12 protein-coding genes are annotated in these 15427 nt (G+C 64.4%); 2 read left to right on the forward strand and 10 right to left on the reverse strand.

Going from position 1 to position 15427, the window contains the following annotated elements:
- Both NTX40_02285 and NTX40_02290 read left to right on the forward strand, forming a co-directional pair.
- On the forward strand, positions 1-494 hold a 494-nt coding region (locus tag NTX40_02285), incomplete at its 5' end, for a Trk family potassium uptake protein (protein ID MCX5647915.1).
- Positions 495-513: 19 nt separating this feature from the next.
- Complete coding sequence (locus NTX40_02290) at positions 514-1197, forward strand: TrkA family potassium uptake protein (protein ID MCX5647916.1); 684 nt, start codon at positions 514-516, stop codon at positions 1195-1197.
- Between the two features lie 405 nt (positions 1198-1602).
- Here the strand turns inward: NTX40_02290 and NTX40_02295 are convergent, their stop codons facing one another.
- The 10 genes from NTX40_02295 to NTX40_02340 all read right to left on the reverse strand — a co-directional run.
- A complete protein-coding gene (locus tag NTX40_02295) occupies positions 1603-3489 on the reverse strand; it encodes a hypothetical protein (protein ID MCX5647917.1) in 1887 nt (628 codons plus the stop codon).
- A gap of 44 nt (positions 3490-3533) precedes the next feature.
- Positions 3534-5123 carry a hypothetical protein gene (locus tag NTX40_02300; GenBank protein MCX5647918.1) on the reverse strand — a complete coding sequence of 530 codons (1590 nt, stop codon included), beginning with the start codon at positions 5121-5123 and terminating at the stop codon, positions 3534-3536.
- 110 nt (positions 5124-5233) lie between these two features.
- Complete coding sequence (locus NTX40_02305) at positions 5234-7231, reverse strand: hypothetical protein (protein MCX5647919.1); 1998 nt, start codon at positions 7229-7231, stop codon at positions 5234-5236.
- Between the two features lie 156 nt (positions 7232-7387).
- Positions 7388-7738 carry an RpiB/LacA/LacB family sugar-phosphate isomerase gene (locus tag NTX40_02310; GenBank protein ID MCX5647920.1) on the reverse strand — a complete coding sequence of 117 codons (351 nt, stop codon included), beginning with the start codon at positions 7736-7738 and terminating at the stop codon, positions 7388-7390.
- The gene (locus tag NTX40_02315; protein ID MCX5647921.1) at positions 7738-8853 is read right to left on the reverse strand and encodes an L-threonylcarbamoyladenylate synthase; all 1116 of its coding nucleotides are present in this window, start codon (positions 8851-8853) and stop codon (positions 7738-7740) included. The genes NTX40_02310 and NTX40_02315 overlap by 1 nt, the downstream gene beginning before the upstream one ends.
- A gap of 157 nt (positions 8854-9010) precedes the next feature.
- On the reverse strand, positions 9011-10651 hold the full coding sequence (locus NTX40_02320; protein ID MCX5647922.1) for a response regulator: 1641 nt from the start codon (positions 10649-10651) through the stop codon (positions 9011-9013).
- Between the two features lie 276 nt (positions 10652-10927).
- On the reverse strand, positions 10928-13168 hold the full coding sequence (locus tag NTX40_02325; GenBank protein MCX5647923.1) for an HDOD domain-containing protein: 2241 nt from the start codon (positions 13166-13168) through the stop codon (positions 10928-10930).
- A 19-nt stretch (positions 13169-13187) separates the two neighbouring features.
- Complete coding sequence (locus NTX40_02330; GenBank protein MCX5647924.1) at positions 13188-13751, reverse strand: response regulator; 564 nt, start codon at positions 13749-13751, stop codon at positions 13188-13190.
- 272 nt (positions 13752-14023) lie between these two features.
- Positions 14024-14821, reverse strand: a complete 798-nt coding sequence (locus NTX40_02335) for a hypothetical protein (GenBank protein MCX5647925.1) — start codon at positions 14819-14821, stop codon at positions 14024-14026.
- Between the two features lie 170 nt (positions 14822-14991).
- A partial coding sequence (locus NTX40_02340; protein MCX5647926.1) for a hypothetical protein occupies positions 14992-15427 on the reverse strand: 436 nt, incomplete at its 5' end.

Below are 15427 nucleotides of genomic sequence, written 5' to 3' on the forward strand. Positions count from 1 at the left end.
ACACCGTTGATACCGGCGCGATGCGGACCACCAGCCTCTGCATGATTATGGTGCTGATGTTCGTCGGGGCTTCGCCCGGCTCGACCGGCGGAGGCATCAAGACCACGACGCTGGGGGTGCTGGGCGTATCGCTCTGGGCCCAACTGAGACGCGGCGACGCCAACATGTTTCGTCGTCGCATTAACGAGGAGACGTTGCATAGAGCGTACGCCATCCTTCTATGGTTTCTTCTGATTGTTTTGTGCGACACGTTGGTGTTGACCCTCACCGAGGGCGCCACGTTCCTTCAGGTGCTTTTCGAGAGCGTCTCCGCCCTGGGAAACGTCGGGCTGTCCACCGGGATAACTCCCACCCTCAGCGTCGGCGCCAGGATCCTGCTGTCCGTGACCATGTTCGTCGGCCGGGTGGGTCCGTTGGCCATCGCCATGACCTTCATGGCGAGGCCCAGGCCGGCGCCATACAAGTACGCACAGGCGGATATCTACGTAGGCTAGAAAAGACGGGAGGATTCCCATGAAACGTTTTATGGTCATCGGACTCGGCCGATTCGGCCGGCGGCTGGCGAAGGAACTGACCGACGCCGGCCACGAGGTCATCGCCATTGATAGCCGCGAGGCCCTCGTCGAACACATTCGGGACGAGGTCGCCCTGGCCGTCTGCCTCGACGCCACCGACCCTGAGGCCCTGAAGAGCCAGGGGGTGGACGAGATGGACACCGCCATCGTCGCCATCGGTGAGGCCTTCGAAGCCAATGCGCTGGCGACAGCAACCCTGAAAGCCCTCGGCGTCGGACGGGTTATCAGCCGCGCCTCCAGCGACATCCAGCGGCGCATCCTCGACCGCATCGGCGCCGACCAGGTCATCTTTCCGGAAGAGGAGATGGCGGTTCGGCTGGCGAGCCAGTTGGCGAACCCCGAGATCATCGATCACGTAGAGTTGTCGGAGGGGCACGGCCTGGTTCAGATCCTGGCGCCGGCGGCGTGGATTGGCCGGACGTTGGCCGAAATCGATCTGCGGAAGAAATACGAAGTGAACCTCGTGGCGATCAAGCGGCCGGTCAAAAAGCGGACGCCGGAGGGCGAGGAAGTGGTCGAGGAGCAGGTCCTGGACCTGCTGATGCCGCACACCAAGATCCGCGAAGGGGACGTTCTGGTGCTGGTGGGGATGACCGAAAGCCTGTCCGCCCTGCCGACCTGAGCACGCCCCCTCATGGGACTTGTAGGTGGGTGGTTTCAACGCAGAGGCCTGCCGTGAGTCCCGGCGCGCCGGGATCGAAGGGACGCAGAGAGCGCGGAGGACGAAGAGCGACAGAGGGACTGACGAAGTGAGTAACGGAGGGTGTTAGGGGACGGGTGGGCTTGGTTCGCCGGCCCGCTTGCGGGCCGCGTGCGGTTAACTTGGAACCCGGAACCCGGCTTCGTCCCGATGAATCGGGACTACGCCGTGACAGGATGCCGCGGCAGGCCGGATCCGCGAAAGCCTGCCGAAGAAGACCGCCTGACGCAACCCGCACGACCCCTTGCGGCACGCTTGCGAGTTCACGGAAACTTGCTTCTCCCGGGGCGTTGCGGGGATTCGACGCGTGGCTGTCGGTGGCCTGTGTCATTCCCTCTGCCCGGTCGCATGTCGGCGAGCGTATTCAATCTGGTTGTCCGTGAAACCCACAATCACCCGGCGGTTGACGACCTCGACGGTGGTGTGCTCGTCGAGCAATTCCCATCCCTTGCCGAGTTCCTGCTTGTAGTCGAAGTCTTGCCAGGCCAAGGCAATCCTCCATTCCCGCGCCCACGGCACGCGGAAGGGCCAACGTTCCGCTGGGGGGTCTATCTCACGAATCGCCCGCACGGCCAGGTCGCACACACGCGTGTACATGGTAAGCCATGCGCGGGGGCTTTTGACTTCCGGGTCCGAATCCGATTCGATCGGTTCCTCGGAAGGTCTTTTGTCGTCGAGCGCCTTGGCGATGAGCGGAATCAGAGACTTGTCTTTCAAGCGGACGGCCACGAAAATGCCCCACAACCGCTGCTGGGGGTCTTTCTCCTGCTCGATGGCCGCACGGATTTCCCGCAAGGGGGCCGCGTCCCCCAACTGCGCCAGGAGGATCAGGATGTCTGAGCGAGTCCGCTGGCCGTTTGCTCGGAACGCCTCGGCGCAAGAATACAGGGGCGGATCTCCCCGCTTTGGAATCTTGTATCGGCGGTAGTAAAGACTGCGGATCAGGGGCAGGTCGGCGGGCGTCGCGAGCCCTCGCGTCATCTGCCCATACCCATTCTGGCCGTCCGAGGCGAAGAACCATCGGCGAACCACCTGGGCGTAGCGGTCCCGTTCGGCCGGGGAGAGCGCTTCCGCGTTCTCCTCGCACCACTGAACGGCCCTTCCCCGCACGTAATCGGAGTCGGATTCCAGGTTCTTGACGGCCAAGGCGCGGAGGCAATCGTATTTCAGGTTGCTTCCGGCCACTAGCAAATGATTGAGAAGGTCCTCCGACTTTCGCTCCTCCGCCTGCCGGATGGCCTCCTTGAGCCACACCTCCTCGCCGTATAGGTCATACAGGGGTTTTAGAGTCACGCCGTCGCCGCGCAGGCTGAAATTGAGATAAGCGGCGACGTCGGCCTGGAGCGAGACGGGGTGGCCCATCCGCTCTTCCACTTCGGCCCGGCGCTTCCTCCAATGCTCCTCGCTTCGCAAATCTTTTACCTTCTGCGGGTCGCGCTCCTTTAGTTCCTCGGCCGCTTCCCGGTCGCCCAGTTCCGCCAACAGGCGGAGCATCACCATGGCTCGCCAAGCGTCCTTTTTCTCTTTGAGGTCCCGGTCGTCCTCAAGCGGCGTGTCGATGACGGGCGGGAGGAACCGGCGGTAATGGGCCACGTAGATTTCCCGCACCATGGGGGCGTCCTCGCGGGTTCCGACGTACATGCTCATCTCCGCCTGGCATTCCTCGCCCTTGGATTCGGCGAAGCGGCGGCGGATGATTTCTGCGGTTTTTTTGCGGAGGTCTTCCGGAACCCCGGGCAACCCCCGGGGCCACCCCCAGGCGTACCAGCGGGCCGCCATCACCCGCAACGCGTCGGAGGGAGAGTCCAGGGCCTCACGGGCCATGTCGGCCAGGGGCTCCTCGTCCCTAAGAACGCCCCTGGCGCAATCGAGCACGTAGAGAGTGAGGAGTTCGGAGTTCCGCGTGCGGACCTGCCGCGCCATTTCCTGCACGAACTCTTTCGTTCCGTACTTCGAAAGGAGGGGCCGGATGTCCGGCTCCTTTCCCGCTACGATGGCATCAAAGTACTCCTTCGTTCGGAACCCCCCGTACTTCATCGCATTTCCCGCTTCGACGGCTTCCAGGTGCTCGGCGGCAGCCTGTTGGATCGCTCGCTTCTCGGCGCCCCCGCCGGAGCCGCCGAGATCGGGGGTCTTGCCGGGCACACGCGCGGAGGCAAACATCAAAGCGCCGGCCATTACTCCCACGATCATCATCGCTCTTGTCAAAGTCATTGTCGCCCTCGCTTCCAGGGGAACCCTATTCTTCCGCCCTGCGTTCACGGATTCACGCGGTCCGCCTGCCACTTGCGGATGCGTTCTCCTCCGCCTACGCCCAGACCCGCCATGAGGTTGCCGCCCTCGTGCGAGTGGCCGAGCCCCTCGGCGTGCCCGACCTCGTGGGCAAGCATCCTTGCAGTTGAGGCCTTCTTGACGATCACGTAACGGCCGAAGGCATATGCTTCGCCTATGCCCAAGTCGTAGTCCCAGAGAACGACGACGTGCACGTCGTCCGGGCCCGGGGGCGGAACCTGCGGCAGCACCTTCTCTATGATCGCATCCTTGGTCGGCTTCTCCCCCAAGTCTTCGTTGATGGTGACCGGGGTGACGCTCCCCACCTTTGTCAGATCGACGACGGCCTGGTCCTTCCATAGTGTCGCCGCCGGGCCAAGCATGGCCTGCGCCTCCTCATCCGTCAAGGTGCATTCATGGTCGCCCGTGTCCTTTATCCGATAGAACTTGACGTTGCGCTCCAGGGTTTGTTTCACGGAAACCAGGAGTGCCGCGAGCCTCTCGCCGGCTTTCTTCGCCTCGGCCGCGCCCGGCGGTCCTTTCTTTTTGCCCGTGACGTCCGTCGGGGTCAAGGCGCCCGTTGCAGTGTCCGGGGAGATGTCGGCGAGCGTGCCGCTATTCTCATCCATCGCGATGGCAACCTCGCCGAACGGAATAGACTGGCTCAACTGGAGTTGCGAGGCCTCAGACTTCCTATCAACCCCGATCCCGACGACCACCCACGGCGGGGTCCACGGCGGGTTCATGTACGGGTCGAACCCCTTGTTCTCCGTTCGTTCTTTCCACCTAGCGTCAAGAATCGGCACCTCGATGCGGGCTTCCTTGTACTCGGGCTCCCCCTCGGTCACGTATTGGGACGCCGTGATGACAAAGCGCGTCGCCCCCGCCGGCGTGTAACGCAGAACACCTTCTTGGATTTTCACCGAAGCATATATGTCGCCACCGTCTCGAAGCTGCGTGACGGCTCTGTATAGAACAATGTATTCCTCATCTGCATAGATGTTGAAGTCGATCCAGATTTCCTCCTGGGCATTGCCCGCCTCGTCCATGGCCCAGGCTTTGAGCCAAGAGACATTCGGGTCTATGCCGAAGTTGGGCGGGTTGCGAGGGACCCATTTATCCCGGCAGGTCAACTCGATATGCTTTTCGCCCTCGTCCTGAACCTTCGCGCGCCAAAACCACTGTGGCATGCCTCCTTTGCTTGATTGCTGGAAGTATTTGCCCAAGAGGCCCTCTGCCCGCAACGGGAACTGACCGGCGGTTTGAGGGGCAAGGTCGATCTGGACCACCTGGATTTTCAACGGCCCCTCAATGGGGTTGCCATCCGGGCCTGTGGCGATGCCCTTTACTCCGCTTTCCGGATAGCCTTCAAAATCCACGTAGTCGGAATCTGCGCCATAGGCCCTCTTGTTAAACTTCATGAAGATCCACTCCACGTGCGGGTAATCGTTCGGCGGTATCAAGATGCGGCTGATGATTTCGAGCATGGTGTGCCCGGCGTACTCGAACCGGCGCAACGATGCCGCTGGCGAGACCTCGTCCGCCGGATTTTCGGGAACCTTCCAGTCCTGATCCACACTTCCGGGGCGGTTTGTGACTGGAAATTCCCCCTCGTCACCCACGGCCTTCAGACATAGGCTCAAAGACGCACAACCAAGAACCAGGCACAGCAAAACATGGCGCGTTTTCACGGGGCTTCCTCCGCTTTCATAATGGACTCGATGCTCTCTCCGCCGTACATCCTCGCCAGAACGTTTGCCATCCCCTTGTAGGGTCCGGCATCGTCGGGAACCGCCCGCAAGATGGCGATTCCTGCCGTCCGGTCCTCGTGTCGTGCGATGTGTGTTCCGATAGCGATCATCGCCGTGTATGCGAAAGAATCTTTGTTGCGGGACTGCGACAACTGGAGCAAATAGCGCTTCCCTCTCTCGCGCACCGTACCGTCCGGGTTCGTGATGGCCAACCGGCCGGCGGCCAGTGCGGCGCGTCGCTCGGTGAGTGTCGAGTTCTTGTTCAGGAGTACTTTCTCAAAAGCCGAGAGCGCACCTGGGCGGTCCCCGGCGCGCTGAAGCAACGATCCCAGTATGAAATAGACATAGTCCCGCTCAGAACCGCGCAGAGTTCCGTACCTGAACGCGAGCAAACGGCGAGATAGAGCGATGCCATCCTGATTGCGCTCCGTGCAGTAGTAGAAGTCGCAGAGGAGCACGCCCAGCCGGTGCCGGGGGTCCTTGAACAGCGCCAGTTCCTGCGGAAACGCGTAGAGATACCCGTGCTCCGCGCCCCACTTGAGGCGGGAGTAATCGTTCCACTCGCCCGCGGTGTCCATGCGCCGGGTGGCCGGGTCGCATTCCAAGATCTTCGCGTACCAGGCCAGGGCTTCATCTTTCTTGCCCTCCACGAACGCGAGGAACCCAAGATACATCGCCATCTGTTCCTTGAGGTCGTCGAGGTACCACGGGCAGGTCTTGCGGTTGACGAGTTGTCCCGGCTCGACGGCGTTCTTCTTGACGTTGCCCCAGAAGTCCACGAACTTTTCCTGGACGGGCGGCGTGGTGATCCTCTCGGCCGCCTCGCGGACCGCCAACTTCTCGATATTGAGCGGCGTCTTGTCCTGAACCTCCTTGAGCCAGGTCTGAAGTAAGAGGAAACACCCCTTGGCGGCCTGGGGGGCGAGGTCATATTCCAGGGCGATGCGGCCCATCTCCAGGACCGCCTCGCCGCGATACAGGCCGTACGGGTCCGAGGCCCGGAAGGCCGCCAGTTCCTGCTTCGCCTCGGGGATTTTGCCCATGGCCACGAGACACTGGGCGGCGTAGAGGCGGGAGGCCTCGGCGTAGATGCTCTCCGGCCACTTCTGGATGATCTCGAGGTACACCGAGCGAGCGGGGGCGTGCTTGCCTTGCACGCGGCGCAGGTGTTCCGCATCGCGGTACCGCACGAAGTCCTCGCCGTAGAGGTCCATGTCGGCCAGACGCTGGGCCTGCCGAAGCAGCCCTTCGAGGCGACGAATCAGGGCTTCCTGGTCGTAGGCATACTCGCGGGCGTAATCGACGGCGAAGCGGAAGGACTCGACGGCCTTCTGGAACTCCTTACGGGCCAGGAGCGCCCGGCCGCACCCCTCCGCCGCCCGCACCAGCGGGACGCCCTGCGTCTGGCCCGCCATCCAATCGAAAATCACCAATGCGTCGTACGGTTTGCCGAGCGCGAGAAGCGCATCGCCCGCCACCAGGTAACAGTCGGCATGGTCGGCGTTGTAGGCGTCGCGCGGCTCGACGTAGGGACGGATGAAGTCGAGCGCCTTGTCGGGCGCCTTCGAGTCCAGCGCGACTCGGGCCACCAGCGCGTCGACCCGCGGCAACTCGCGGGCGGCCATGCGGGCCAAATCGTCCTCGCCCTTGGCCTGCTTCGCCAGGGCCCGCCGCAGGTCCGCCAGCATCGGCACGGCCTTACGATGGTCCCCCGCCTCGATGAGGGCGGCGCACTGCTCGACCGCCTCGCGGATCGCACGGGATCGGAGCGTGATCTCCTCGGGGGAAGGCGGCGCGGGAGCGCGCCGCTTGGCGCCGGGGTTCCCCTGGCCGCGCGCAGGCGAAAGACCCACCGCGACCGCGCAAGAGAACACCGCCAGAGAGATGATAATCGCCCAGCGCAAGCGATACCGATGGTGAGCCGTTCGGTCCACCGCAGCCCCCCTTATCCTGACGTGCTCCTTCTTCTCCTGTCTTTGCTTACGAATAGGAGCATACCCGCCCTGCCCGAATGATGTCAAGGAAAAAATCGGGATGTATTACCCAGGAAATTCCTGGGGGGGCCATCGCCGGGCGTGGGAGGCGGGCGATCAGGTTTTGGCTTTCTTGGATTTCTTGGGGGCGTCCTGGCCCTGGGGACCGCAGAGGTAGCGCTCGGCGGCCATGACCTTGGCGATGCGCCGGGCGTGCCGGCCGCCCTCGAACGGCGTGGTGAGCCAGACGTCAACCATTCGGCGAATGAGTTCCTCGCTCAGCAGGTCGGCGGGGAGGCAGAGGACGTTGGCGTCGTTGCACACCGGAAGGGTGAAGTCGGGGTAGTCGCTGGACGCTTCCGATTCGGCGCCGCAGTCGGAGACGTCGTGGCCCTGGTTGACCAGTTGGTTTTTCAGTCGCTCTTTGGTCTGGAAGCCCCGGTGGTCGCTACCCACGGCGATTTTCATCACGCGATCTCCTGAATCCGGTGGGCCACCGCCCGTTCAAGGTGTCGGGCACAGGCTTGGTATGCGGCCAAGTCTCCCCGTATCGGGTCTGAGACGTCCTTACCGTCGGGGTCGATAAGGACGGCCCGGTTTGCCACCTCCGGGGCGAGTGCCTCCACGGCCTCGAGGTGCCCCCGTGTCATCACCCAAATATAGTCGGCGGCGAGGAGCGAGTCAACGGTCATCGGCCGGCTTCGGTGGTGGCGGATGTCGACGCCCTCCTCCCGCATGGTTTCGACGGCGTTGGTGCTGGCGGGCTGGTCTCCGCCCGCTCCGGTGCCGCAACTGGCGATTTCGAGGCCGCGGTCCTCCAGTTCCTCCGGGTCGCACCCGAGGCGATCGGCGAGCATCTTCTTGGCGAGCCCGACGGCCATGGGGCTCCGGCACAAATTGCCGGTGCACACGATGAGGAGCCGCGTCCGCGCCAGCCGGCGGACCCGGCGGGCGGTGATCGCCCCTTCGCGCAGGATTTCGTAGGAATCGTCCTCGCGGACGCGAATGACCGTCGACGGGCGGGCGTATGCGGTCGGGCCCGCGTCCACAATCAGGGAGACCTTGCCGTCGAATTCGGCGAGGACCTCACGGGCCTCGCGGGGCGGAGGCCGGCCGGCGGCGTTGGCGCTCGACGCGGCGACTGGCACGCCAGCCGCCCGAAGAATAGCGCGGCCGACGGAATCGCTGGGGCACCGCAGGCCCACGGTCCCATTGTAATAAATGCCCTCTTCAATGAGGCCGCCCGTGTCGGCGTCTTTCGGCCGGCGGTCGGGAACCACGAGGGCGAGCGGTCCCGGCCAGGCTTTGCGAATCAGCCGTTCTGTGAGCGGCGACAAGGGGCCGGCGTAGCGGGCGGATTCCTCCGGACCCGCGAGGTGAAGCGTGTAGGGCTTGTCCGGCGCGCGGGTCTTCAGGCGATCCAGTTCGGCCATGGCCTGCGGGTTGACGGCACTGGCCCCGATGCCGTAAACGGTCTCCGTCGGGAAGACGATGATTTGACCGTCGGCGAGGGCGTGAGCGGCTTGGCGGACGGCCTCCTCATTGGCGCCGCCTTCCGCGGCCACGAGAACGCGGGTCTTCATCGGATCGGTGTCCCTTGGCGTGAGAAAAGAGCGGGTGCTGGTCGTGTGAGTCGGCCAAGTGTAAGGCAGGCCCGCCTGGGAAGTCAAGCATTGGCGGCATTGGCGGTGGCGGCGTTCCCCACCTTTCGCTGCGCTCAAGGTGGGGCGTTGGGCGTTGTTAGCGCCAACTGTCGGCGATTTCGTCGAGCGTTTCGGGCGGCAGGCCGACGAGCGCCTCGACCACCTGGGGGTCGAACTGCTGGCCCGCGAGTTTCCGGATCTGCTCGAGGGCGTCATCCCGCGAAATGGCCCCGCGGAAGGGGCGGTGGCTCGTCATGCCGTCGAAGGCGTCGGCCACCGTCAGGACCCGTGCGACCAGGGGGATTTCTTCACCCGCCTTCTGCTCCGGATAGCCGGTGCCGTCGTAGGATTCGTGGTGGGCGCGGATGACGTCGCCGACTTCGCCGAAAAACTCGAGCGGTTTCAGAAAGTCCGCGCCGACTGCGGGATGGCGGCGAACGACTTCCCACTGGTCATCCGAAAGAGGCCCGCTGTGGTTGATGACCGTGTGCGGGATCACGACGTATCCGATGTCGTGAAGGCGGGCGGCAATCTGGAGGGCGCCGGTCTCGGACTGGCTGAGGCCGACGGCCTGGCCGAGCGGCTGGGCGTAGGCCAGCACGCGGGCCGAGTGGCCTCGCAGGTACGGGAACCGGTCCTCGTTGGCCACCGCCACCATCTCGAGCGAGGCATAGACCTGGCACCGCTGCCGGTGGTGAACCTTGGCCGACAGGATCGCCGGCGCCATGACGTTCGCCAGGGCCGTGACGCGCTTGACGTCGGCGGCCTGGAAGTCGGGCGCCTCGGGCGGGCGGTGGAGGACGGCAGCGCCGACCGCGTCCTTCTGGAACGGGATCGGAACGGCCAGGAGTTTGCCCGTCTGCCAGAACTCGCGTTCCTGGAAGTCCACGAGGACGCTGTCGGCCAGGTCGTTGATGTGGATGGTTTTTCGACTCTGGACGGCGCGGCAGATGACGCCGGAGCGGATCGGCGTCCGAAGCCAGCAGAGCGTCGGCGATTCCTCGGAATCGGGATGGGCGCGGACCATGAGTCCAACGGCTCCGTCATCGGCCTCGTAAAGGGCGATGGTGCTGGTCTGGCAGGAGACGCGGTCGCCGACCAGTTCGGCGCACAGGCCCAGGAGGTCCTCCAGTTCCAAGATGCCCATGAGGGAGCGGGCGACGTCGGCCGTGGTCGCCAGGTCCTCCATCTGGCGGGCCATCCGCCGGTTCGACCGGACGAGGTCGTGGCTGGCGATTTCGAGTTTCTGGCTGATCTGGGCCTGCTCGGCTTCCATGCGGGCCTTGGTCTGAGCGAGTTCGGCGAAATGGTGCTTCAGGCGCTGGTCGCGGACCTGCCGGCGGAGGGTGCGGCAGACGGCGCGCTGGAGGCCTTCGAGGTCGAACGGCTTCTCGATGTAATCGGTGAATCCCAGGCGGAGGGCTTCGATGCTGGTTTCGAGGGTTCCGCGGCCGCTGATCGCGATCAGCGCGATGTCCTCGTTGGCCGCCTTGGCCTTCTCCGCCAGGCTCAGGCCACCCACGTGGGGCATCACCAGGTCCGTAATCAGGCAGTCGAACGGTTCCCCGGTCACGCGCGCGAGGGCCCGCTCGGGATCGCTTTCCGTCTCGATCTGCCAGGACGGGTCGGCCTCGCGGAGCGTTTCGGACACCAGGAGGGCGACGTCCGGCTCGTCGTCGACCACGAGGATCCGGGCCTCGAACTCCGTCCGGGCGACTTCAGCACTCGATGGACTCATAACCGTTCCCTTCGATTCCGTTCGATTCCGTCACCTTTCGGCTTTTCTTTATCTCAAGGAGGCCGAACGACGCACCGGCTGTGTCGCTCGGCCTCCGTCGTTATCAGCCACGGTGAGGGCTAGCCGCGAGAGCGAGGGGGGAGGGAGAAGGCATCGCACCCCACCGTGGTTTATGTGTGCGAATCGGTCGGCCCTGGCGGCGACGGCCGACGAATCCGTTTTGCCTCGTGTCTCCTTTTCTCAACCTCGGAGCAAGGGGCGTCCCCGCTCCCGTCCTCAAGCGGGCGTCTCGGTTTCGGCCGCGGGAAACGTCATCCGCACGGTCGTGCCTTGGCCCGGCGTCGATTCCAAAGCCATCTGCCCCCCGTTGGCCTGCACGGCCCGGAAGGCCTTCGGCAGGCCGAGTCCGCGATGGCGGCCGGCCTCGTAGCCCGAGTAGAAAGGGTCGAAGGCCCGCGCGCGGACCTGGGGTTCCATGCCGGGCCCGTCGTCGGCCACGGCGATTCGGACGGCCGCTTCAACGGCGAGCGGCCGAACCATTACCGTCACGTGGCCGCCCTGGACGCACGCCTCGACGGCGTTCCGGACGACCTCTCGCAGGGCGTCGCGGATCTGTTCCGCATCGACCCGGATCGGCGGGGCCGCCTGCTGTGATTCCACGCGGAGCGTCACGGGGGAACCCTTCAGTTGCTCCTGGAATTCGTCGGCGACGGCCTTGGCCAGGGCCGCGGCATCCACCGCCTGAGGCTGAGGCTGGGGCGGACGGGCAAACTGGCGCAGTTCCCGGATGATGTCGCTCGCGCGCTGGGCCTGGTCAATGATGCTCTGAAGCATGTTGCGGCGAGCGGTGTCCTTTTCGCCGCCGAGGAGTTGCTGGGCCCGGCCGCTGATGACGGCCAGGGGGTTGTTGATTTCGTGGGCGGCGCCGGCGGCCATTTCGCTGAGGGCGGCCACGTTTCGCTGCTGGAGGCGGGTTTCCTGGGCGAGGGCGAGTTCACGGTTCGCCTCGGCGAGTTCCTCCGAGAGGGTGATAAGGTCGGCTTCGGCCTGGGCGCGTTTGACGGCGACGCCCGCCAGGTTCGCCAGCGCCACGAGTTCGGCCGTCTCGTGGGCCTCGAGGTCCGTCCGCCTTGCGGGCAGGGTGAAGACCATGCCGCCCACCTTCACGTTTTCGATGATCATCGGGATCGTGTAGAACGGGCCTGGGCCAAGGCGCTCGCCCGCGCGCTCGAAAAGCCAACTCTCGACCCGCTCGGCGCGGACCGGCACGAGCACGGCGCCCGCGGGTCCGGAACGATCCGCGAGCAGGGTCTCAAGGGTCTGGCTCTCGGAAACCTCGTACAGGAAACGGTCTTCGATGCCGCCTTCGGCGGTGCAGCGGACGCCTTCGATGTAGTCGAGATTCCGGGCCAACAAGTAGGCGACGACGGTCCGCAGGCCGAGGACCTCGCGGGCCGTGTCGGCGACGGTCTCGAGAACCTCGCGGCTGGAGCGGCAGGCGGCCAGCCGGCCGTTCAATTGGATTAAAAGGTCTGCCCGATGGGTGTGGGCCTGGAGTTCGCGCCGGCGTTCCGAGGCCGTCCGATAGAACGTTCCGAGCCGTTCGTTCGCCGCCACCACCAGGCGCCACAACTGGCCCGGCGTCGGCTCGTCCTCCATGCCGATGGCCCGGGCGTTGAGTTCGACGGCTTCGGCGACGCGCTGGCCGATCTCCTCGGCGTGAACGCCCGACAGGCCGAGCCGCTCGGCCACCTCGGCCGTGTTGTCCCGAACCTGTTCGGACGGATGGTATCCGAAGCCTTCCTGGCGGGCGATGAGGTCCGCCAGCCGGACCACCTGGATGAGCCGGGCGGCGCCGTTTTCCTCGGCCGCGGGCACATTCGCCTGATGGTGGAACCAGATGACGTTCTGGAGGGCCGGAGGGAAGCCCCAGCGCTGCGCCAGTTGCCTGCCGATGACTGCGTGGTCGACGCTCAGGATATCCCGTTCGGCCTCGAGGAGGTCGGCCCCCGTGGCCTCGATGTGCTCAAAACAAGCGCCGAACGCCTTGGGCATGAGCGAAGCCAGAGCGAGGTGGCCGATGTCGTGGACGAGGGCGGCCAGAAGGGCCTCGTCGGGCGAAACCGTGCCGAGGCGTGCGGCAATGATCTGGGCCGCCATGCCGGTCGCCAAATTGTGACGCCACAGACGCACCAGTTTGGCGCGGCGAAGAACCTCGGTGTCCAGGATGCTGATGCTCAGCAGGTCGGCGAGAATTTCCTGGAGGCCGACCGCCTTGAGAGCAGCCTGAATGGTTGTCACATACCGGCCTGCCTCGCTCGCCCGCACCGCGAGGCTGAGGACCCGTGCGGCCAGGGTGGCGTCGGACTCGATGGCCTGTTGGATCTCGCGGGCGCTCGGGTTGGCCGACAAGAGCAGCCCCAGGAGCCGCTGCGCGACGCCGGGCAGGGTAGGGAGGCGCTCCACCGTGTCCAGGAGGAGTTCCACCTTTCTGCGTTGGAGGCGCGAGGCGGCCATAACCGCTCCCCAATCCGGCCTACACGTTCAACAGTTCGGCGATCTTGGCGACCAGATCGTCGATGCGGAACGGCTTGCGCATGAACGCCTTGACGCCGAGGTCGTACAGAGCGCGCACCTTCTCTTCCTCGACGATCCCGCTGATAAGGAGAATCTGGGTGTTGGCGAGGCTCGGGTTGCTGCGGATCGTCTTGCAGACGACGCCGGCATTGATGTCGGGCAGCATGTAGTCCAGCACAATGAGGTCCGGACGGATCTGCTGGGTGAGGAGGCCGGCGTCGTAGCCTGTTGACGCGGTCTTGACCTCGAATCGCCCGTCGCGCTCCAGGACGTCGACCCAGAGGTCCACCAGTTCCGGTTCGTCGTCGACCACGAGGACTTTCTTTTTGCCGGGTTCCAGGTTGGAAAGCGGGATGTTGTTCTCGCGCATGAACTTGATGAGGTTTTCGCGCGGAATGCGCCGGAAGCGGGACCCCGGGACGTAAAATCCTTCCAGTTTGCCGGCGTCAAAGCAGCGAATGACCGTCTGCTGACTGATGCGGCAGACCTTGGCGGCCTCGCCTGTGGAATAGACCTCTTTCATTGGGCTCTCCCTCGCTTTCAGATTGAGACGTGGCAGCGGGCAACGCTGCGCAGACTCGCTATCCCTCCCACATTGCCACATTATCTATCGGATGCATCCCCAAGTCAACTTCAATTTAAGAATTGTTAAAATGGGATGGGAGGGAGAACCGGGCCAGAAGAGTCCGATAATCTGAGGATGGCCCAAAATTCAGACGGCAACCCCCGTCAGGATGCAAAAAAGCGGACCGGGTTGTCCCGGTCCGCCGAAACTGTCAAGGCAGCCGAATGCGCCTAGCGGTACTTGTCCTGGCGGGTGCCGCGATCCCGGTAATCCGTACCGCCGTGTTTGTCGTTATAGTCAGGGGTGTAGTTTCCGGGGGGGCGGCTGATGGGTTGCTGATCCTTGTCTTCGTCGTGGCCGGAGCGGGCATCGGCCGGCTTTTTGGCGGCCTCCCTTTGGGCCTTCAGAGCGGTTTCAATCTTCTTAAGTTCCTCTTTGGCAAGGGCGTTCTCCGGGTCGATCCTGACGATCTGCTGGTAGTACCTGATGGCCCCGGGGATGTCCTTCTTCTCCATGCGTTGGGCGGCAAGGCTGGCGTAGATCTCAATGGCCTTATCGCGCATGGGAATTTCGTACTGGGTACTGATGGCGTTCTGATTCTCGGCCTCGGGAACCATCTTCTTGGCCTGTTGGGCCTTCAGGGAGGCGGCCAGATAGAATCGGGCGGCATTTTCGCGGAACTCGGTCGCGCGTTTGTCGTTGCGTTCCTTCGCGGGCTTGGCCATCTCCTTGTTATAGAGCCCGAGCACCTTGTCGGCCTGTTCGATCTGGTAAAGGATGGGTTTGATGGCCCGCTGATACAGTTCGGGCGTCAGCGCCTTTTCGAGGTCAACGGCGGGCTTTTCCGCCGCAGCCACTTCGGCCGGAGGCACTTCCCCCGGGGCGCCTGCGGGCGGAGCGGGCTGTAGATTCTGCGCAGGCGGAACTTTCGGCTCGGCCGGCTTCCAGGGCAGGTCCTGAGCCCGGGCATAGCCGGCGACAAGGGCGACGATTCCGACGAGCACGGCGGCGATGGCTAAGCGTTTCATCGCGTCAACCCTCCTTGCGCCTTCTACATTGGTAAAGGATTGGAGCCACCAACTCCCCTATTATTCTACGACGAATTAAGCGACCAAGTACAGTAAAAATCCCGACGACCCCCCAGGATGCACCTACGGCCACGCCGCGGCGGAACCGGGCCCTTGCCTCGGCTTTTTTATTACCAGTATGAGCCGTGCGGTGAGTAGCGGTTCTTGTACGCCCCGGGGCTGTAGTCGCGGGTATACCCGTTGCGCCAACTCGGCTGGTCGTCCTTCTTATCCTTGCCGCCGCCGGTTCGGCTTGGGTTTTGGTTGCGTTCGGCGGCCTGCCGCTTCAAGGATTCCTCGATCTGTTTAAGGGCGTTCGTGGCGGCGGTGTTTCCCGGATCGAGGTTGAGGACGCGCTGGTAGTAGGCGACGGCCGCACGCAGATCGTTCTTGCTCATGTAAATCTGGGCGAGGTCCAGGTAGATGGCGATGGCCTTGTCCCGGGCGGGGATTTCGTACTGGTCGGCGATGGCGGCCTTCTGGGCTTCCTGGGGGACATAACCCTTGGACTGGCGGGCGCGGAGCGAGGCGGCGGCGTAGAACCGAGCCGCACGTTCCTTGAAACCC

This window comes from Planctomycetota bacterium, from assembly GCA_026387035.1.
Lineage (GTDB): Bacteria > Planctomycetota > Phycisphaerae > FEN-1346 > FEN-1346 > JAPLMM01.

What these genes read in the sequence shown, in the direction of transcription:
- NTX40_02290 (MCX5647916.1), top strand. Translation starts at nt 514, where the DNA reads ATGAAACGTTTTATGGTCATCGGACTCGGCCGATTCGGCCGGCGGCTG.
- NTX40_02295 (MCX5647917.1), bottom strand. Translation starts at nt 3,489, where the DNA reads ATGACTTTGACAAGAGCGATGATGATCGTGGGAGTAATGGCCGGCGCT.
- NTX40_02310 (MCX5647920.1), bottom strand. Translation starts at nt 7,738, where the DNA reads ATGAAAATCGCCGTGGGTAGCGACCACCGGGGCTTCCAGACCAAAGAG.
- NTX40_02315 (MCX5647921.1), bottom strand. Translation starts at nt 8,853, where the DNA reads ATGAAGACCCGCGTTCTCGTGGCCGCGGAAGGCGGCGCCAATGAGGAG.
- NTX40_02320 (MCX5647922.1), bottom strand. Translation starts at nt 10,651, where the DNA reads ATGAGTCCATCGAGTGCTGAAGTCGCCCGGACGGAGTTCGAGGCCCGG.
- NTX40_02325 (MCX5647923.1), bottom strand. Translation starts at nt 13,168, where the DNA reads ATGGCCGCCTCGCGCCTCCAACGCAGAAAGGTGGAACTCCTCCTGGAC.
- NTX40_02330 (MCX5647924.1), bottom strand. Translation starts at nt 13,751, where the DNA reads ATGAAAGAGGTCTATTCCACAGGCGAGGCCGCCAAGGTCTGCCGCATC.
- NTX40_02335 (MCX5647925.1), bottom strand. Translation starts at nt 14,821, where the DNA reads ATGAAACGCTTAGCCATCGCCGCCGTGCTCGTCGGAATCGTCGCCCTT.